Below are 18915 nucleotides of genomic sequence, written 5' to 3'. Positions count from 1 at the left end.
CTAAGACCGGGCAAAACCCGGCGGCTTGGCACCGTTAGACGCCACTTAAGCGACAGGCCTTGGCTCAGTTAAGTGTAGCGAGTCTGTAAGCAGGGTGGTACCGCGAGAAATCAGTTCTCGTCCCTGAGGGGATGGGGGCTTTTTTTATTTTTAGATGAGGAGAATGTAGATGAAGAAGCTGACAGGCAATCAAATCCGCCAGATGTTCCTCGACTTTTTTGTAGAAAAAGGACATCGCATTGAGCCTAGCGCTCCATTGGTTCCAATCGACGATCCTTCCCTTCTGTGGATCAACAGCGGTGTGGCGACTCTCAAGAAATACTTTGACGGCCGCATCATCCCGGACAACCCACGTATCACGAACTCGCAAAAGTCTATTCGTACAAACGATATTGAAAATGTGGGACGTACGGCTCGCCACCACACTTTTTTTGAAATGCTGGGTAACTTCTCAATTGGTGAGTACTTCAAGGAAGAAGCGATTGAATGGGCATGGGAGTTTTTGACAAGCCCAAAATGGATCGGCTTTGATCCTGAATTGCTCTCCGTTACCATTCACCCAGAGGACGAAGAAGCATTTGAGCTGTGGAACAAGAAAATCGGTGTTCCAGAAGAGCGAATCATCCGACTGGAGGGCAACTTCTGGGATATCGGAGAAGGCCCGAGCGGACCGAACACGGAGATTTTCTATGACCGTGGAGAAGCGTTCGGAAACGACCCGAGCGATCCTGAGCTGTACCCGGGTGGGGAGAACGAGCGCTACCTGGAAATATGGAACCTGGTATTCTCCCAGTTCAACCACAATCCAGACGGTACCTACACGCCGCTGCCTAAGAAAAACATTGATACGGGGATGGGTCTTGAGCGCATGACGTCTGTCATCCAAGGCGTAGACAACAACTTTGAGACAGATCTGCTGTTCCCGCTGATCGAAAAGACCACGGAAATCTCCGGTGTGAAGTATAAAACAAGCCCTGAGATGGATGTAGCCCTGAAGGTTATCGCTGACCATGCACGTACAGTTGTGTTTGCGATCGGTGACGGTGCGCTTCCATCCAATGAAGGACGTGGCTATGTCATTCGCCGCCTGCTTCGCCGTGCCGTACGTATGGGGAAAAAGCTGGGCGTAGAAAAGCCATTCCTGTACAGCTTGACTGAGACAGTAGGTACAATGATGGGTGAATTCTACCCAGAGGTTGTTCAAAAGCGTGCGTTTATCGAAAAAGTCATTCGTGCCGAGGAAGAGCGTTTCCACGAGACACTGAACGATGGTCTGGCGATCCTGTCTGACATGGTAAAAGCAGCAAAAGATAGCGGAAAGACACAACTGTCTGGTCAAGATGTGTTCAAAATGTACGATACGTATGGATTCCCTGTTGATTTGACAGAAGACTTCGCAGACGAGCAAGGGCTGACTGTCGATCGCGATGGCTTTGATAATGCGATGGAAGAACAGCGTGAACGTGCACGTGCAGCACGTCAAGACGTAGACAGCATGCAAATCCAGGGTGGTCCATTGTCTGATTTGACGGTTACGAGCCAATTTGTTGGTTATACTGAATTGGTAGCAACAGGTAAAGTGGAAGCGATTATTTTGGACAACCAGCTAGTAGAAGAAGCAGAAGAAGGTCAAACCGTGCAAGTCGTTCTGAGCCAAACTCCTTTCTATGCAGAAAGCGGCGGTCAGATCAATGACGAAGGTTTCCTGATTTCTGATATCGTGAAAGCACGTGTGACAGATGTACAAAAAGGACCAATGGGTCAAAATGTACATTCCGTCATCGTCGAAGCAGGTACCCTGCGTAAAGGCGATGAGGTTCGCGCGGAAGTGAACCGTGAAGCACGTCTGGCTATCACGCAAAACCATACAGCGACTCACTTGCTGCATCAAGCACTCAAGGATGTCCTGGGAACGCATGTCAACCAGGCAGGTTCTTTGGTAGCTCCAGAGCGTCTCCGTTTTGACTTCACTCACATTAGCTCCATTACTCCAGAAGAGCTGGAGCGTATCGAAGCGATCGTGAATGAAAAAGTGTGGGCAAACCTGAGTGTCGAGATCTCCAACAAACCATTGGCTGAGGCAAAAGCGATGGGCGCGATGGCGTTGTTCGGTGAAAAATACGGCGACGTTGTACGCGTTGTAAAAGTGGGCGAATACAGCCTGGAGCTGTGTGGTGGATGCCATGTGAACAACACCGCAGAAATCGGTCTGTTCAAACTGGTAAGCGAGAGCGGTATCGGTGCAGGTACACGCCGGATCGAAGCAGTAACAGGACGCGGCGCTTACCAGTTCTTGAACCAGCAGTTCACAACACTCAAAGAAGTGGCGCAAGCACTCAAAGCACCTGTACTGGCAGAAGCACCTGCACGTGTAGAAGGTCTGCAACAACAATTGAAAGAAGTACAGCGCGAAAACGAGTCCCTGCGTGCAAAACTGGGGAACATCGAGGCAGCGTCGTTGACGGATAAACTCCAACAAGTAGACGGTATGAATGTACTCGCTGCACGTGTTTCCGCTGTCGATATGGACAACCTGCGCGGCATGGTGGATGAGCTGAAAAACAAACTCGGCTCCGCTGTCATTGTGTTGGGTGCGGTCGATGGCGACAAGGTGAACCTCGTTGCAGGTGTAACCAAAGATCTCATGGATCAAGGCATTCACGCTGGCAAGATCATCAAGGAAGTCGCAACTCGTTGCGGTGGCGGTGGTGGTGGACGTCCTGATATGGCACAAGCCGGTGGTAAGGACCCATCCAAGCTGCAAGAAGCACTGGATGCAGTGGTTGACTTCGTGAAGAGTCAAGCAGTAGCGAAATAATGCGATTGCAAGAGAAATTTGTATAATCGACAGGAGTAAACGAAATCCGAGTCGAATACAAAAAAGAGTAGGAAACCAAAAGAGTCTCAAAGGAAATCGAGGTGTTGATTGTGAGTTCGTTGGATAATACCATGAAATTCACGGTGCCCAAGGAAGCGAATACGGCGGATGTCCAAGAAACATTGACAGAGGTGTACAAAGCCCTGCAGGAAAAAGGATACAACCCGATCACCCAGATCGTCGGTTACTTGCTTTCTGGCGACCCGGCGTTTATCCCACGCCACAACAACGCGCGGAGCCTGATTGGCAAATTGGAACGGGACAAAATCATAGAAGAGTTGGTGACCGTTTACTTGTCAGAGCGCAAGTAGACCTTAACGATGACACGATTGATGGGGTTGGATGTAGGCGACAAGACGATTGGAGTGGCTGTCAGCGATGAGCTGGGATGGACTGCGCAAGGAGTAGAGACCATCAAGCGACAATCCAAGGAAAAGGATTTTGCCCGCCTGAGCGAATTAGTTTCGCAGTATCAAATTGGGGCTTTCGTAGTTGGTTTGCCCAAAAACATGAACGGAACCATAGGCCCGCGTGCTGAAATGTGTCAAGCATTTGGCAAGCTTTTGGAGGAACGCACGTCTCTTCCTGTCCACATGTGGGACGAACGCTTGACGACGATGGCGGCAGAGCGTATGCTGATTTCTGCTGATGTTAGCCGTCAAAAGCGAAAGACAGTGATAGATAAAATGGCGGCCACTTTAATCCTCCAAGGATATTTGGACGCGAAATCGAGGTGACCACAATGAGTGAAGAGATGATGGAAGAGTTCGAAGTGGGCGATGTGATCGCGCTGACGGAAGAAGGTACCGAGGAACCGCGAGATTTTCGTATCATGTACATTTTTGACATTGAAGACCGCAGCTATTTGGTACTCGTACCAGTAGATCAGGAAGAGGAAGAAGAGTACGAGGTTCACTTCCTGCGTTATGACGGTACAGACATGCTTCAGCCAATCGAGGATGATGAAGAGTGGGAGCAAGTAGAAGCTACCTTCGAAACGTTGATTGCTGATTTGGAGAAAGACGGAATTTAATAGATTCGTGGAAAGAGAGTCCGCAACTGGCGGGCTCTTTTTTTATGACTTTTTTCGCCAAAATCACCCATGAAGTGACAGTTGGATAAGCCTCTTGTATAATGAATGGGATGGAGATAAAGAGACCCTAAAGGGAGGATTTCTAGCTTGAAACCAATGTCAGCGAAGCCTGATTTTAACCCCGAACGCCCTGCGACGCGTCGACGCAGACGCGGCGGACGAATTGTGATGTGGCTGGTTGCCTTGTTGTTGTTGATCATTTTGGCTGCGGGGGGAGCAGCGTGGTACGTGTACCAGCAATTACAGCCTGTTGCAGGTGAACAGACGGTAAAGAACGTGGCAATTCCGTCAGGTTCCTCCGTACAAAAAATTGGTCGGCTACTGGAAGAACAAGGTCTGATCCGAGATGCCGATGTATTTAATTACTACGTGAAGTATAAAGGCGTGGCCCCTGATCTTAAGGCGGGAGAGTATCAATTTACGACTGGCCAAGCCATTGACGAGATACTAACAGCCATGGTAGAAGGAAACACGGTGATCAATGCGAACCGATTTACGATCCCAGAAGGCTGGAATGTCGACCAGATCGCAGATCATCTCGATAAAGAAGGCATTGTAGAGAAAGCGGCATTCTTAAAAGAAGTAAATGAAGGTGCATTCCCGGAATATCCTTTTGTCGCCGCCATACCGAAACAAGCAGACCGAAAAAACCGTCTGGAAGGTTATCTGTTCCCGGAAACGTATGAGGTGGACAAAGACACTACGGCACATGAAGTCGTCTCGCGTATGCTGGCTCAATTCCAAAAGGAATGGAAGCCAGAGTGGACAGAGCAGCTGAAGCAGCGCCATTTAACACTGGATGAAGCAGTGAATCTCGCATCGATCGTTGAGCGTGAAGTAACCGTTGACAAGGAGCGTCCGCTTGTAGCAGGCGTGTACTACAATCGGATTCGCGATAAGTGGCCGTTGCAGGCTGATGCTACCGTCCAATTTATTCTCGGCAAACAACGTGACCGTCTGACCTTTGAGGACCTAAAAGTAAAAAGCCCGTACAACACGTACACAAATCCTGGATTGCCACCAGGGCCGATTGCTAACCCAGGCAGAGCTTCGCTTGAAGCAGTTGTCAATCCGGCCAAACACGATTACTTTTTCTACGTGACGAAAAAAGACGGAACGTCCGAGCATTACTTTTCCAAAACACTGCAAGAGCATGAAGCAAATGATAAGAAAAGCAGGGGAAACTAACCAGGTTTCCTCTTTTTTTTGCCTGCGGTCAACAGTGCTTGACGTAGCCAAGTTTTCCTTTGGTGTGCTATAATAATTCGGTTGTAACGAAAGAGGAGTGAAATCATGATTACCAATCCGGCAATTGACGACTACGTGTCAAGCCTGGTTCCCGAGCGTTCTTTGCTGCTCAAGCGACTGGAGCAGGAAGCGGCAGAGGAAAACATCCCTATTGTGCAGCTCCCGTCCGCTCAAGTCATGCGGATGTTGTTATTGCTGCATCGTCCCAAAGCGATTCTTGAAGTGGGTACAGCAATTGGCTATTCCACGATTTGGCTTGCAGAAGCTGCACCGGAAGCGCGAATTGTCACGATGGACATAGATGAAGATCGATTGGTGAGAGCACGGGAAAATATAAAAGAAGCAGGATGTGCAGATCGTGTGGAAATACTCTCACGTGACGCTACTTTAGGGCTGCCGGAGTCGTATCAATTTGACTGCTTGTTTATCGATGCGGCCAAAGGTCAATATCGTACGTTCCTCGATTTGTATCTACCGCTTCTTCGCGAAGGCGGTTTGGTAATCAGCGACAATGTCCTGTTCCGAGGACTGGTAGCCACCCCAGAAGAAGCGGGCAAGCGCCAGCGTCCGATGGTGGACAAGCTGCTTTCTTATAATTCACATCTAATGGAGCGTCCTGATTTAGAAACGACATTTATTCCGGTCGGAGACGGGTTGGCCATCAGTATGAAAAAGAAGTAAAAACATAGGGTCGTATATGCGTAAAGCATCATGAGGAAGGGGACATGAAGCATGGGTAACCCCGTATTGATTGGGGTAGCGGGAGGCAGTGGTTCTGGAAAAACGACTGTAGCAAAGGAGCTGTACCGCCAGTTCCAAAATGATAGTGTAACGATGATTGAGCAGGATTCCTACTACAAGGATCAAAGCCATTTGAGCCCAGAAGAGCGGGCGCTGACTAACTACGACCATCCCTTCGCTTTTGACAACGATTTGTTGCTTGCGCATTTGCAGGAGCTCATGCAAGGAAAGGCGATCCAAAAACCGATCTACGATTTCAAGGTGCATAACCGCAAGCCGGAGAAAATCCAAGTCGACCCAAAGGATGTCATCATTCTGGAAGGAATGCTGATTCTGGAGGATGAGCGGATTCGTAATTTAATGGATATCAAGGTGTTCGTCGATACCGATGCGGATGTGCGTATTGCACGTCGAATCGTACGTGACATCGAAGAGCGCGGTCGTTCCCTTGATTCAGTAGTAACACAGTACTTAAACGTCGTTCGACCGATGCACTTGCAGTTTATTGAGCCGACCAAGCGATATGCAGACGTCATCATCCCAGAGGGCGGCTACAACCGAGTAGCATTGGATCTGTTATCCACGAAGATCGGAAATATCTTATTGGAAAAGCAACAATTCAGCAATCAATCATAGACACCTAAAAGTGCACCGTGACGTACGGTGTGCTTTTTTCTTTGTTCGTTGTTTCTGTCGCGTACATTCCGGCAATACTGGTGAAAAAAGCCAAGGAGGGAATTCGATGCAGCTGGATCGACGAATCAAAAGACGTCACTTTCTTGTATTGCTATCCATGTCGTTGTTATGGCTCGGTTTGATCGTGCGCTTGTGGTGGATTCAGCTCGGATCACCCCATCGGTTTTCTCGGCATGGCGTTGACTTGGTAAAAGCAGCAGTAAAGCAAAGACAGCAAAGCATCGTACTGCATAGCGGGCGTGGCGATATCGTAGATCGAAATGGGTACGCCTTTACCGGAGAAGAGCATCTCGCCTTGATTTTGTTCCCGTTGGCGCGTGGGAGCCTGCAAGGAACAGATGGCTTGCAGCGGTTGGTTCAAATAACCGGAGAATCTAAGGAACGCCTGTCAGAGACCATGGAAAAGGCGAAAGTACCGCTGCTCATGCGAGAGGCGTCCGGAAAGCTGGTGATGCTCACCGAGCGGCAGGCCGAGGAAATCAATGCCCTTGCCATCCCAGGAGTTGTGGCATTGGCAGTGACAGAACGATACCGTGCTGATGAAGTAGCCAAGCATTTGATTGGTTTTATCCATAAAAATCCCAACATGGTGCAGAAGCTGTATCCAGATGAATGGACAAGCGGCAAAATGAATGCCGAGAGCACGCTAGGGGCGTCGGGCCTGGAGCGAAGCTTTGACCGTTTTTTACAGGGGGTCGAGCCATCTGTCTTGTCCTATTATGTAGATGGGCATGGTCAACCGCTCCGAGGGCTGGATATCCGTTATACAAAGCAATCGAATCAATACTATCCGTTGTCCTTGACGACTACCTTGGATGCAGCGATCCAGAGACGCATGGAGGCAGCAGCCGATCAAGTAGGTCTCGAAGAAGGCAGTATCGTCGTTTTGGACGTGCAGACAGCCGATGTTCTTGCAGCTGTGAGCCGCCCTACCTATGATCAAACGAATGTTACAGGAAACACGAGCGATTGGAAGAATCGCGCGTTCAAACAACTCCCGCCTGGTTCGGTCTATAAAACTGTGGTAGCAGCCGCCGCCCTGGCGGAAGGAATCGTTTCACCAACTGACCGTTTTTCATGTACAGGGGAATACGGGAAGTACCAATTCTCCTGCTGGAAAAAAGAAGGCCACGGCAGTGTGACACTGGAAGAAGCGTATGCCCAATCCTGCAACATTGCGATTGCCCATATCGCCAAGATGATAGGCGGGGAAAAGTTGGAGGAATATGCAAAAAAGCTGGGCTTGACCACTCAAGTGGGACATCTTACCCCTCATCTGTATAAAATCCAAAACTTCAAGCAGCTGGATGGCGAAGAGCCAGGTAGAGTCTTTGCTGAGGGGATATCCCGCGACGATGAAGGCGTCCTGATTCAAAGCGCCATCGGTCAGCGGGATGTACGCATTACCCCCTTGCAAGCAGCCAATATGATGGTAACGATTTTGCGTGGCGGTCAAAGCTCTCAAGTACGGCTGGTAAAAGAGATCGCATACCGAAATGGTCAGTCGTTCCATACATTCCCCGAGCAGGAACTCTCTTTGGACGGTATTGACTACGTCACAGCCAACAAATTGCGAAAAATGATGCGAAAAGTCGTCACAGAGGGAACAGGAAAGGTGCTCATGAATTCCGCTTGGCAGGTGGCAGGCAAAAGCGGGACTGCGCAAATCGGGGATGCGAATGGAAACAACCATCTGTGGTTTCTCGGGTACGCTCCGTTAGAGGAGCCACGTTACGCCATTTGTGTCGTGGCAGAAAACCAGCCGAGCTGGGGAAAAAACCAGGCTATGGAGCTTTTTCACCAAGCTGTTGCTGGACTTGCCGATCATACAGCTCAATCTTCCCAACCTCGCGAAGAGTATTTCCGAGGATGAATCCTCTTGCGTTAATTTGATTGTTTTTACTTAGTCCGACGATCAGCATGAGGGGAGAGGAAGACATGTACATGGATTGCGAGGCTTTTGCCCAAATGGTTCTCTTATCACCCTTGCTGGGTGACAGGCGTTTCACCGTATGACTATGCCAATCACCAATGTATTTCCATTGTCGATTTCTGCTTAATTTGCGGACGAGCTTGTTGAGATGCGTGTCATCGAAAAAAATAGAATGTGGCTGGTGAATCGCATTTGGGCCTGGTTCACTTGCATACGTAACGACCCATCTATCCTCACCAAGTGGGTATCCCATCATCACCCCTCCTGTTTCCAGTGAGGGTTTTTTTCGTACGGCCTGCTCAATCTGTTTCCACGCTTTTGGTGTGATGTACAGCGTCGTCATGAGACGTTCGTCCCTCCTTGATAAAACCACTGACATTTGCTTGATATCATATGTATGCGAATGGTGAAATGACCCGTGTCCAGCAAAGTTAGGAATTGTCGAAAAAAAGATTGTAACTAACCTTCTTCCTTTCTATAATTTGAATAAAAGTGTCAGTTCAAAAAGTCGGCTTTTTGAACAACCTCTACTAAGACGGAGACTGGAAAGGTTGATTGTATGCCTTTGGCACCTGTTGATCTCTCACTGATTGGGCAAGTATTAGCGGCAGATTTGTACACCGAACAAGGAATATTGCTGCTGGGACAAAATACGACGATCACACCTGCCCATGTGATCCTATTGCAAAAGCAACGAGTCCGTGAGGTTGAAATCATACAGAGTCTTACAGAAGGAACTGGTGAGGAAGTTACTTCTCAACTATTCCAACTGGATGCAGATTCTGAGACCGTTGCTGCTTATGTACAAGCTCTCGACAAAACGAGACTACTCTTCGATGAACTGACAGTTGGCGGGGCACAAAGACTTGATCATTTTTCCAACATCTTTTTTGATGTAGCAGAAAAATCGACGAAGCATTTGGGGTTGTTCCGGAACTTGTACGTGCTGGAAGGGGCAGACAGCTATACATACCGACATTCATTAAATGTAGGCATTCTCTGTTCGCTCATAGCTCGCTTGATGAAATGGGATGAAGAGCGAGTAGCATTCATGGGGATAGCCGGATTTATGCATGACATTGGGAAAATGAGAGTACCGAAGGAAATATTGCTGAAGCCAGGCAAGCTAAGTGAAGAGGAATTTGCGATCATGAAGAAGCACACCGTCTTCGGCTATGAAATGATCCGTGAAATGAAGGGTGGGTCTGAGCTGTTGGCGTTGTGTGCCTTGCTGCATCACGAGCGACTCGACGGGTCTGGCTATCCGGAGCAAAGAAAGGGCGATAGCATTCCAATCGAATGTCAGGTGCTCGCTGTTGCCGACATGTTTGATGCGATCTGTTCTGATCGGGTGTACAAAGGGAGGACGTCCCCATTCGAGGCGGCACAGCTCCTATGGAAGGAAGCCTGTAACGGAATATTGAACGTCGAGATCGTTGCACAGTTTGTTCGCTACATTGCCTTGCTGTACGTAGGCGCGAAGGCGAGGTTGAGCAGCGGGGAAGAAGTCGAAGTCATTCTTATTCATCAAGATGAACCGATGCGTCCGCTGGTAAGAAGAATGGGTGAATTCCTCGATTTGCGGCATGATCGCAAGCTGACGATTGAAAAAATGATTGGATAAGAAACCCCGATGCGAAAAAGGAAAAACCGCTCTTAGAAAAAATGAGAGCGGTTTCATTGTTGCTGATCTGTGAACGATCGTCGGGAAAGCTCGATCAGCTTGGAAGATTGTGACACAATGAAAGTGTGTATGATAGACAAAGAAACGAAAAGATTCGTGTCGTGCGAATGCTCGAAACGCTAGGAGGAAACACATGATACGCAAAGCGGAACCCACAGATGCAGCTTTTGCTGCGCCATTAATTTACGATGCCATTGGCGATATCGCGCATACGTTGACAGGTGCAACGGAGGCGGCGGAAGCGATTCGCATGATGGAGGAGTTTTTTGCGAAGGAAAATAACCGGCTTAGCTACGAAAACGCAGTGATTGCCATGGATGGAGATGTACCAGTAGGACTGGCGCTCTTTTATCATGGAAGCCAAACAGAGGTGCTCGATCGCCCCTTCGTTGAGCATGTCCAACGTTTGACTGGCGAGACAATTACGCTCGTAAAAGAAGCAAAGGATGACGAATTCTATTTGGATTCTGTCGCGGTTGATTCCTCATGCAGAGGGAAGGGGATCGGATCACTTCTGCTGGATGCTTTTGAAAAAGAAGCGATTCAGCGTGGACATGACCGAATCGCTTTGCTCGTTGACGAGGAAAAACCACGTGCGCGCAAGCTGTATGAATCGCTCGGCTATCGCGAGGATGGGACAGTGATTGTAAGCGGGCATAAATTGAGCCATATGGTGAAGGATCTACCGAAAAAGGCGTAAGAAGACCTCTGTTGGGCTTGATACAAGAATAAAAAACGTTTCCCGTCGGACAACGCGCAAGAAGTCCGAGGGAAACGTTTTTTTGTAAGCTTAGCTGCTAAAAGCAGGGAGGCTTTCTGCATGGGGGGAGGGCAGGTAAGGTGTGAGATCAAACTTCCAGTCAAATTCACGGATCGGACTGTACTTACCCGTCAAGAGTTTCAAAATATGAGCTTCAGTTGCTTTCCTTGTATTTTTAGATGCGCCTGCTTCGTCGTAAAGATTGCCGCAAGCATAAGCAAACAAATACTCTTCCCAGCTCGAATAAGCGAGTTGGATTCGCTTGGCTACGTCCAGCATGCCTTCTACGGCCTCTGCCTTGGGAAGATAGGACTGCTGGGCGCCTGCTTTGCAAATAATGAGATACCAGGCGTAATCAAAGGCGGCGATACCGGCATGTGGGAGTCTGTTCATGTACGCGTACACGACCAACTGTCGGGCTGACTCCAGATCGCCTTTTTTTAAGGACGCGATATAGTTGGAACGATTGGTAGCGCCGAGTGAAGATAATACGTGGCGATGCTGATCAAATTCAGTTCTTCGCCCATGCTCCAAAAACCAAGTCAAGCGCTCTTTCGTTTTCGTGGCATCCCCGGTATCCCATCTGTTATCAATACGAAGCCGCAAAAACGTATCGCGCAGGCGGTTGTATTCGTGGATGGCCAAATAATACGCGAGCCGCTTCTGATTTAGGCAAACAGAGGAGAGCGCATGCAAGTAGCGGCTTAACTTTGGGTCGATCTCTTTTTCGTTTTCTGCTTCTTTTGTCATGGTAGTCCTCCCTGCCTCCTTTAGTGGAATGTCAATGCTTTGCGAGTTTTGGGAAACTCACGAATGATGCGGATGTAATACAACATGGCAATCATCGCGAGAATGCCCAGAAGCCATGATCCCGTCCATCCTTTTTCTTCTAAGTCAGGCTTGGCATTGATATACGTATCGGTCACGAGAATCGACTGATAGGGATGCTTTCGTTTTTCCAAAGCATTCACAATGACAGGCAACATCTCCTCATCCGGTACAGCCTTCAGCGTTCCTCGCATCGTTATGGATTGCTTGTCATGAATTTCCTTGGCGTGGTCGTAGTCCGTAATGACAATGATTAATTGTTGACCCAGATAACCCACATTTACATAGCCTGTGTCCGAGTTTAATAGATCTCGCTCTTTGGCTTTGGCAGCAGGGATGAACTCGGCTTTTGGCTCAGGATACTTCTCTTTGTCATAGACACGGAGCATATTGATATAAGACGCTTTGGTCAATGTAAATTCCACCTGGTAGCCAAGAGGAGTTTGTTTCATCTCTTCCACCGTCTTGATTTGGACAGGCTTATATATATTGACCAAGGAGTCAAACATTTGCTCCGAAGTCATATCCAGTTTCATGGATACGACAGCAAACATAGCGTAATGGAGCAGAAGGAGAAAAATAATCGTCCAAATGTTACGTCTCGTGTAGAGAGCAAAAAATTGCTTGAACCTTGCTAGCCTGCTAGGAAGTCCAAGCGTTTGCAAGTTTTTTCTCCTAACAGCTTTGGCCTGCTTGCTCGCAGGTGGTTCCGTCATCTTGTTAAACGGTGAGTGTATTTGTGTCAGGCATATCTTCGCGTCGATATCGGATGGATTATGCGAGAGTATCTCCTGAAAAACTTCTTGAGCCTTCTCCCATTCCCCTAGCTGAAGATAGCCTTTCCCCAGCAAGCTGCGAGCGTCCCATAGTTCTGGCATGCGAGTGAGGATTTCCTCACAATCTTTGATCGCATCTGTGGCATCTCCCTTCTCGAGGAAAAGTCGGGCACGATACAAATACGCATCGATGTTATCTGGATCAAGACGTATCAATTGATCAAAGGTATGAAAGGCGCGATTCTTATTACCGGTTCGCAAAAAATATTCGCCCTGCAAACGGATCAAATCGGGGTCAAGAGCGTACAGAGCATGAGCTTTTGCCAAATAGCTTTGAGCCGTTTCCCAATCATTTTCCATGAGAGCAAATAACGCATCGCTGCGCCATTCCAGAAACGCTTCAATATCCAAGTCAGTACGATTCTCAAAAGAGGGGTAACGCAGCGTGAAGATCTGGTTAAGCTGGCCGTTCAGGTAAGCGACAAAACGTCCTGAGAGCTGGCTTGCGAGCTTTTCTGATTTCTCCCGCCATTGAAAATGGGAATCGAGCAGCATCCACACTTCATGAGGCAAGTGATAGTGTTCTTCTAAAAAGTGGAGAAATCGCGTATCGATGACTTGATGGCAGCCGACATTCCACATGGCCTCGTCATTCAGCAACTCACGCCAGTTTTCAAGCTGGATACGTTCGTGATAGTTGTCGTACAATTCTTGTGTACGGCGGAAAAAACGCTCCACCATGTCATCGGGGTTCATGGAGTGTTCGGAATGATCGACGTTCTCCGTGAAATCGTACCGCTTGGGAATCGGGATTTCTTCGTGAGAGACTACTTCTTGCGTTGGTTCCTCTAAAAACCTGTCAAACAGGGTGAGCCGCTGCGGTGGATCGTAGCTAGGCTGCTCTTCTTCTGCTGGTTCAGAATGCCACTGCTCATAAAGGCGTCTCGGCGGCTGGAGGTGAATCGTCTCTTCTTGCGTTTCAGGAGACCGCTTGTCATTGCGTGTGAACTTCAGAGCGAGGTCATACGCCTCTCGCAATCGCTGAAAGCCTTCAGGATCAACTTCCGGATTGTGCACCTTCAACTTTTTGGCATAAGCCTTTTTTATCTGGGCAGGATTGTCCGTCGGTTCAATCCCGAGAATCTCCCAAATCCCCATTAATACTCATTCCACCCTTCAAACATGTCCAGCTGCTGCTTCAATTCTTCTGCTGCTTTGGCAATGTCCCTTTCATTTTGGGTGGACAGGACACTTTCGAAGCGGCGTAGGTAATTCGCGATGATTATACGGTTTTCGCCCAACGCTTCCTCATACATACGCTCGCCTTTTGCCAGAAGCAATCGATTTTCGGTTCGTTCTCTGGGGTGGATCTTTATGTTTTGAAGAGCTTGAAAACGCTCCTCAATTTCTTCTTTTGAAAGGCTACCCGGATTTTTTTCGATGACGGCCTTGGTTTTGACTCCTGTAGATACGACAGTCACTTCGACTTCGAGAATCCCGTTGATGTCATATGTATAACGAACATCGATAGACTCCTCGCCCCTTTGGGCAGGGGGAACTTTTATATTCAGTTCGCCAAGCTTGAGGTTATGTTCGACGCGTCGGCTTTCGCCTTGATACACGTCAACGAGAATGGAGCGTTGATTATCGAGAACGGTGTACAGTCGTTCTACCCGGCTGACCGGGATTGGCGTATTGCGCTCGATGATCGGAAAAAAGTAGCCATCCTCGTGTTTGCCGTTGGCCATGGTTTGAACAATACCCGTACCGAGTGTGTATGGGCAAACATCTGTTAATACAAGCTCGTTTAACGCCTCGTTGCGTTCCTTGAGTGCTGCTTGTATCGCTGTTCCCAATGCAACGGCCTCATCGGGATTAATATGGGAATAGGGCAGTCGCCCAAATATTTTGCTTACGATGGATTTGATAAGCGGCATCCGCGTCGCACCGCCAATAAGTACGATGGCGTCTAGGTCCCGAGGTGAGATGGATGCGTCTCGCAAAGCACGCTCGATCGGCTGACGCAGTCGTTGCAGCAGAGGAAACGCGAGTTCTTCCAGCTGATTTCGACTAAGGGTCGTTTCAACCAGCTCACCCTGGATATTGACACTCATTTTCCCTTCTTGCTCGGAAAACAAGGCGCGCTTGCACAACTCAGCTTGTTTGTGGATGGACGAACGCGTTTTGCTGTCCAGCGTGTTGATATCGAGTCGATGAGTTTCAATGAAATAAGAGGCGATCAGATCGGTAAAGTCTTCGCCGCCCAAAAAGTTGTCTCCAGCGATTGATTTTACTTCCATCACACCTTCAAACATTTCCAAAATAGAAACGTCAAACGTTCCACCACCTAAATCGAATACGAGGAATTGTGTCTCGGATTCCTCTTGATGGAGCCCATATGAGATTGCGGCGGCAGTCGGTTCGCTGATTAAGCGCTCTACTTTCAGTCCTGCAAGCTCTGCTGCCCGCTTGGTCGCTTTGCGTTGTGTGTCGTTGAAATAGGCAGGCACACTGATAACCGCTTCGTGAACGGGGTGCCCTAAATGAGCCTCTGCATCCGCCTTCAATGATTTAATCACAAAGGAGGAGAGGTCATCGGCAGAAAAGGAATATCTCCCGAGTTGGTATCTTTTTTCTGTTCCCATAAACCGTTTAAAAGTAGAAGCAGTACGATCTGGGTGAGTTAAGAGGCGCTCTCTGGCGATTTTTCCAATCAAGATCTCGCCGTTCTCATCGACGCTGACAACAGAAGGAGTTAGTGTTTCTCCGAGAGCGTTTGGAATGAGCGCGGGTCCATTTTCAGTCCAGTAGGCAACCAGACTGTTCGTCGTGCCCAAATCAATTCCAATGGTGGTCATTAGCTAGGTCCTCATTTCCGTGTTTTTTCTACTAATATCGGCAAAAATAGTGACTTTGTAGATAATTTTACCATGAAAAATATGGATATAATTGGTGCTTTAGTAGGATATGAAATCGAATTTTAGAAAAAGAAAATAGATATAGAATTCGTAAGATAGAAAACGACAGACGAGAGAGGTCGTTATGCCAATGCAGCAACGAATGGAAAAGTGGATTGAAGCGTGGAAGTTACTTATGCATGATATGGAGCGACAAGGTGCTCAGGTTTGGCCGCTCACCATAGAACCTCCAGCAGCGCTGGAAGAAATCGAAAGAAGAGAGGAAAGTCTCGGAATCAGCTTTCCCGCGACGATCCGGACTATTTTACTATTGGGCAGCAGTCAGGTTCAAATAAATTGGTCGTTGCCATCTCGAGCGTTAGATCCTTTTTCGCTCAGTGGGGATTTTGGATGGTCATTGGATGCGTTTGAGTGGCCGTACTTTGGTAGGGACGAAGAGAGTGAGGACGAGAAAAGGTATCTCTGTTTTCACGTCGGTGGGAATGGCGACATGCTGCTCATCGATTTGTCGACAGGTGTGGATGACCCACCCGTTTATTCTTGGGGGCATGAGACAGACGAATTCCTATTGCTCGGCAAAAGCTTCACAGAGTTCGTAGAGCGAGTCACGGAGCTGGGCTGTATTGGGGCAGAGTGCTGGAATTATGAAGCACTCGCCGGTGCAGATGGGCTCGATGTCGAGGGGCAAGTCGCACAAGAGTGGAAAGAATGGCTGCAAATTTATCGGACGCTAACATTTGAAGAGGCAGCGCAAGATTTCGAGAAGCTAGTCTTGTTTGCAAAAATGCATGGTGCAGGAGATTCACGTATCCAAGAGGCATTTACCCAGTACGATTGGAAGCCAATTTTGCAAAAATGGGTAACACAAATTGAGCAGGAAACCTCATCGAGTAATCTGCTACTTTGGTGCCAGCTCATTGTCGAGACAGTAGGCAAGAAGGCAGAGAGCTGGGTGCGCTCGCTATGGGAGTCCGGGCCACATTATGAACGGATAGGGTCAAGCCAACGTGCATATCTAACGGCAGCTTGTTTGCCGGAAGAAGAGGGCTTACAACGAGTTTTGTCTGAAATGGATGAAGTCGTTGCCAGGAAAGAATGTTTGGTAGGATATGCTGCCAACAGTCATTTGCATCACTTTCACTCCCGAGAAGTCATTTTGTGGATGGAGCCGCATGTGGCGTACCCGATAGAAGGCTGGGATGAGCTTTTCGCGGTGTCACGTCCACAATGGGAGGATCTGATTCGCTGGCTGGACGGAAATGAAGCACAGCGGCAGATTGCATTAAGTGCTTGGGGAAAAATGCTGACAAGTGGTGAATCGCCTTCCGGTGAAGCGAATTGGCAAGAAATCAATCGGTTGCTGGATGTTGCATACGAGAAAGCCATTCTGCGCAAGGAAAAGGAGCGTGTAGATCGTATTCGCTCTTCCTTGGAAACCGTAAAGCATTAGACGAGGGGGAGAGACAATGAGAAATGTGGTAACCGTATGGGGAACAACCTTGCAATCGGCTGATGAATTAGCGGATTTTCTGACTCCGGTTTACGATGAGGACGGGGATGTGATACCGTCTGGCTTTTTAACAGCGTCTGGTCTTGAATGGATAGACGAGGACTTTTTTGAAGTACATGAGGTACAGGATGCAGAGGCAAGAGCAGACTTTTTCATGTATTTGGAAAACGAATATGCGATGAATGCAACCCTCGATCGAAAGGAATGGCCGCAAAAGCTAACAGAGGAGATTGGCAAGTACCCACATGTCATTTTGCTGTATGGCAATGAATCGCGGTACGGACCGATTAACGAAAAATTGTTCGATCTCACTGAGGGCGGGCAAGAAAAAGATTCACCGCTGGTCCTGCTCGCCAAACTAGTATTTGAAACAGAAGAGCGGTAAGGAGCAGGGAGGAATACATAAGAAGAGGAGAGAAAGATATGGCTTATCATTTCGCAGATTTGTATGATGCGGCTGAACTCGGAGACATCGAGCTCGTAAAAAAGATTGTTACGAAACAGCCGGAATTGCTGCATGAAAAGGATGAGTATGAGTTTTCCGTACTGCATGGCGCAGTGATGACGGACGATGTTGACCTCATTGCGTATTTGGTCGCACAAGGTGCGGACGTTCATGCGAAAAACGATGAGGGGATTACCCCATTGCATATTACGCTTTATCCAGAGGTTGCAGAGGCGCTCATCGCGCACGGTGCAGACATACATGCCAGTGCTCATGATGGAAGTACCCCGTTGCACACACAGGTAGCGGATGGAGAGGAACGTTTGGATGTGGTAGAGTTATTGCTGGCCAAAGGTGCGAATCCTGACAAAAAAGACATGGATGGGCAAACACCATACGATATAGCGCGCGAGAGAGAAGACGAAGAGATGATGGCTCTATTTGAATAGGGGAAAAAGGAAAGCGTCCGTTATGATTCCGGACGCTTTCTTTCTTGCTCGAGTGCTGCGACGCGTTTTTCCAGCTCGTCGATGGCTTTTTGGTTGGTTGTGGTGCGCTTTACGATGAACAAGCAGCAAGCAATGATAAGTGCGAAAGGCAAGAGGAAGACAAAGAGCTGGAAGAGTAAAGTACCCCATTCGATTGACACAGCGCCAAAATCTAGCATGGGTGATCCCTCCAATATGTTTGGTTTGGATATGCTAATTCGCTTGAATTATTGTACCAAAAAATATAATACTTTAAAAATATTGTAATTAAAACAAATCGGGAGGCTCATATGCCTGACAAAATAAGAAACTTAGTTGACCACACAGAGGTGTTCACTGAAAAATGGTTACATTCTCAATTAAGTCAGAAGGAGATTTACGTAATCTATCTTCCATTGGATAGCGTTTTAATTGTCGAGGGTAGACTGAATCAATATGTTAAGCAAGGCGGCTTTACGGGTACCTTGGTATTTGCTCCAAGAAAACAATTTACGTCATGGGAAGATGCGTTTGTAGGTGTCTTTAAAAAGTATGTCCATCATTGGGAGAGTTGGTCTGATCTTTATGGGGATGACTTCTCAAAAGAGGAGGTCGTTCATGTTTTACATACCTATATTTTTCCGCAGTATGTAAATCCAAATCAAATGAAACGCATGAACAGTAAAGCGTACATGGAAAACTTGAATAAGGAACTGAGAGATGATGGTGTGTCTGAGGAGTTTATCCAATTGTTACAACCACAATTAAGTAATCTTGAAATTATTTCTATAAAAGACGATTGGGATGACCATGCGGTTTTTGGAATATCTGACTCGCTCGTGTTCATTTACCTTCGTATAATCAGCCACTAACCGTTACGTCTTTGTAATAATGAAGGTTTCGCTTACTCACTCGGTTATTTTAGCGTACATGCACAT

19 protein-coding genes are annotated in these 18915 nt (G+C 47.9%); 14 read left to right on the top strand and 5 right to left on the bottom strand.

The features are described 5' to 3' along the window. Positions 1–169: 169 nt before the first annotated feature. From alaS to HP401_RS09925, 8 genes are all read left to right on the top strand, one after another. Positions 170–2818: an alanine--tRNA ligase gene (gene alaS / locus HP401_RS09960; RefSeq protein ID WP_173604916.1), complete on the top strand. Its 2649-nt coding sequence runs from the start codon at positions 170–172 to the stop codon at positions 2816–2818. A gap of 110 nt (positions 2819–2928) precedes the next feature. Then, the gene (locus HP401_RS09955) at positions 2929–3189 is read left to right on the top strand and encodes an IreB family regulatory phosphoprotein (protein WP_012685618.1); all 261 of its coding nucleotides are present in this window, start codon (positions 2929–2931) and stop codon (positions 3187–3189) included. Positions 3190–3198: 9 nt separating this feature from the next. Further along, the gene (gene ruvX, locus HP401_RS09950) at positions 3199–3615 is read left to right on the top strand and encodes a Holliday junction resolvase RuvX (RefSeq protein ID WP_012685619.1); all 417 of its coding nucleotides are present in this window, start codon (positions 3199–3201) and stop codon (positions 3613–3615) included. A gap of 5 nt (positions 3616–3620) precedes the next feature. Then, the gene (locus HP401_RS09945; protein WP_005832492.1) at positions 3621–3911 is read left to right on the top strand and encodes a DUF1292 domain-containing protein; all 291 of its coding nucleotides are present in this window, start codon (positions 3621–3623) and stop codon (positions 3909–3911) included. A 147-nt stretch (positions 3912–4058) separates the two neighbouring features. Next, positions 4059–5159, top strand: a complete 1101-nt coding sequence (gene mltG / locus HP401_RS09940) for an endolytic transglycosylase MltG (RefSeq protein WP_041749341.1) — start codon at positions 4059–4061, stop codon at positions 5157–5159. A gap of 105 nt (positions 5160–5264) precedes the next feature. Then, on the top strand, positions 5265–5900 hold the full coding sequence (locus HP401_RS09935) for an O-methyltransferase (protein ID WP_012685621.1): 636 nt from the start codon (positions 5265–5267) through the stop codon (positions 5898–5900). Positions 5901–5951: 51 nt separating this feature from the next. Further along, positions 5952–6596, top strand: coding sequence for a uridine kinase (udk, locus tag HP401_RS09930; protein ID WP_173604915.1), 645 nt, complete (start codon positions 5952–5954; stop codon positions 6594–6596). A 106-nt stretch (positions 6597–6702) separates the two neighbouring features. Next, positions 6703–8529 (top strand): peptidoglycan D,D-transpeptidase FtsI family protein, encoded by a 1827-nt coding sequence (locus tag HP401_RS09925; protein ID WP_173604914.1) that lies wholly within the window; start codon positions 6703–6705, stop codon positions 8527–8529. On the opposite strand, the gene HP401_RS09920 is transcribed toward HP401_RS09925, so the two are convergent. Continuing rightward, positions 8441–8932, bottom strand: coding sequence for a Mov34/MPN/PAD-1 family protein (locus HP401_RS09920; RefSeq protein WP_173604913.1), 492 nt, complete (start codon positions 8930–8932; stop codon positions 8441–8443). The two genes, HP401_RS09925 and HP401_RS09920, sit on opposite strands and share 89 nt — an antisense overlap. Positions 8933–9148: 216 nt before the next feature. On the opposite strand from HP401_RS09920, the gene HP401_RS09915 reads away from it, so the two are divergent. Both HP401_RS09915 and HP401_RS09910 read left to right on the top strand, forming a co-directional pair. Next, the gene (locus HP401_RS09915) at positions 9149–10213 is read left to right on the top strand and encodes an HD-GYP domain-containing protein (RefSeq protein WP_173604912.1); all 1065 of its coding nucleotides are present in this window, start codon (positions 9149–9151) and stop codon (positions 10211–10213) included. A 193-nt stretch (positions 10214–10406) separates the two neighbouring features. After that, positions 10407–10973, top strand: a complete 567-nt coding sequence (locus HP401_RS09910) for a GNAT family N-acetyltransferase (RefSeq protein ID WP_016739260.1) — start codon at positions 10407–10409, stop codon at positions 10971–10973. Positions 10974–11063: 90 nt separating this feature from the next. Here the strand turns inward: HP401_RS09910 and HP401_RS09905 are convergent, their stop codons facing one another. The 3 genes from HP401_RS09905 to HP401_RS09895 are packed head-to-tail and all read right to left on the bottom strand — an operon-like array spanning position 11064 to position 15495. Then, entirely contained in the window at positions 11064–11783 is a 720-nt protein-coding gene (locus tag HP401_RS09905; protein ID WP_173604911.1) for a DUF1266 domain-containing protein, read from the bottom strand. Positions 11784–11803: 20 nt separating this feature from the next. Continuing rightward, positions 11804–13795, bottom strand: coding sequence for a J domain-containing protein (locus HP401_RS09900; RefSeq protein WP_173604910.1), 1992 nt, complete (start codon positions 13793–13795; stop codon positions 11804–11806). Then, complete coding sequence (locus HP401_RS09895) at positions 13795–15495, bottom strand: molecular chaperone HscC (RefSeq protein ID WP_173604909.1); 1701 nt, start codon at positions 15493–15495, stop codon at positions 13795–13797. The genes HP401_RS09900 and HP401_RS09895 overlap by 1 nt, the downstream gene beginning before the upstream one ends. Positions 15496–15679: 184 nt before the next feature. On the opposite strand from HP401_RS09895, the gene HP401_RS09890 reads away from it, so the two are divergent. Genes HP401_RS09890 through HP401_RS09880 form a run of 3 tightly spaced genes read left to right on the top strand, consistent with a single transcriptional unit; the run spans position 15680 to position 17959 of the window. After that, the gene (locus HP401_RS09890) at positions 15680–17005 is read left to right on the top strand and encodes an SMI1/KNR4 family protein (protein ID WP_173604908.1); all 1326 of its coding nucleotides are present in this window, start codon (positions 15680–15682) and stop codon (positions 17003–17005) included. A 16-nt stretch (positions 17006–17021) separates the two neighbouring features. After that, positions 17022–17450: an immunity 22 family protein gene (locus HP401_RS09885; RefSeq protein WP_173604907.1), complete on the top strand. Its 429-nt coding sequence runs from the start codon at positions 17022–17024 to the stop codon at positions 17448–17450. Positions 17451–17488: 38 nt separating this feature from the next. Beyond that, complete coding sequence (locus HP401_RS09880; RefSeq protein WP_173604906.1) at positions 17489–17959, top strand: ankyrin repeat domain-containing protein; 471 nt, start codon at positions 17489–17491, stop codon at positions 17957–17959. A 20-nt stretch (positions 17960–17979) separates the two neighbouring features. On the opposite strand, the gene HP401_RS09875 is transcribed toward HP401_RS09880, so the two are convergent. Then, positions 17980–18177 (bottom strand): hypothetical protein, encoded by a 198-nt coding sequence (locus HP401_RS09875; protein ID WP_173604905.1) that lies wholly within the window; start codon positions 18175–18177, stop codon positions 17980–17982. A 111-nt stretch (positions 18178–18288) separates the two neighbouring features. Here HP401_RS09875 and HP401_RS09870 point away from each other — a divergent pair, with 111 nt between their 5' ends. Beyond that, positions 18289–18849: a hypothetical protein gene (locus HP401_RS09870; protein WP_173604904.1), complete on the top strand. Its 561-nt coding sequence runs from the start codon at positions 18289–18291 to the stop codon at positions 18847–18849. Positions 18850–18915 lie beyond the last annotated feature (66 nt).

This window comes from Brevibacillus sp. HB2.2 (genome assembly GCF_013284275.1).
Taxonomy (GTDB): Bacteria; Bacillota; Bacilli; order Brevibacillales; family Brevibacillaceae; genus Brevibacillus; species Brevibacillus brevis_D.
This window is presented reverse-complemented; position numbering and strand designations above follow the sequence as displayed.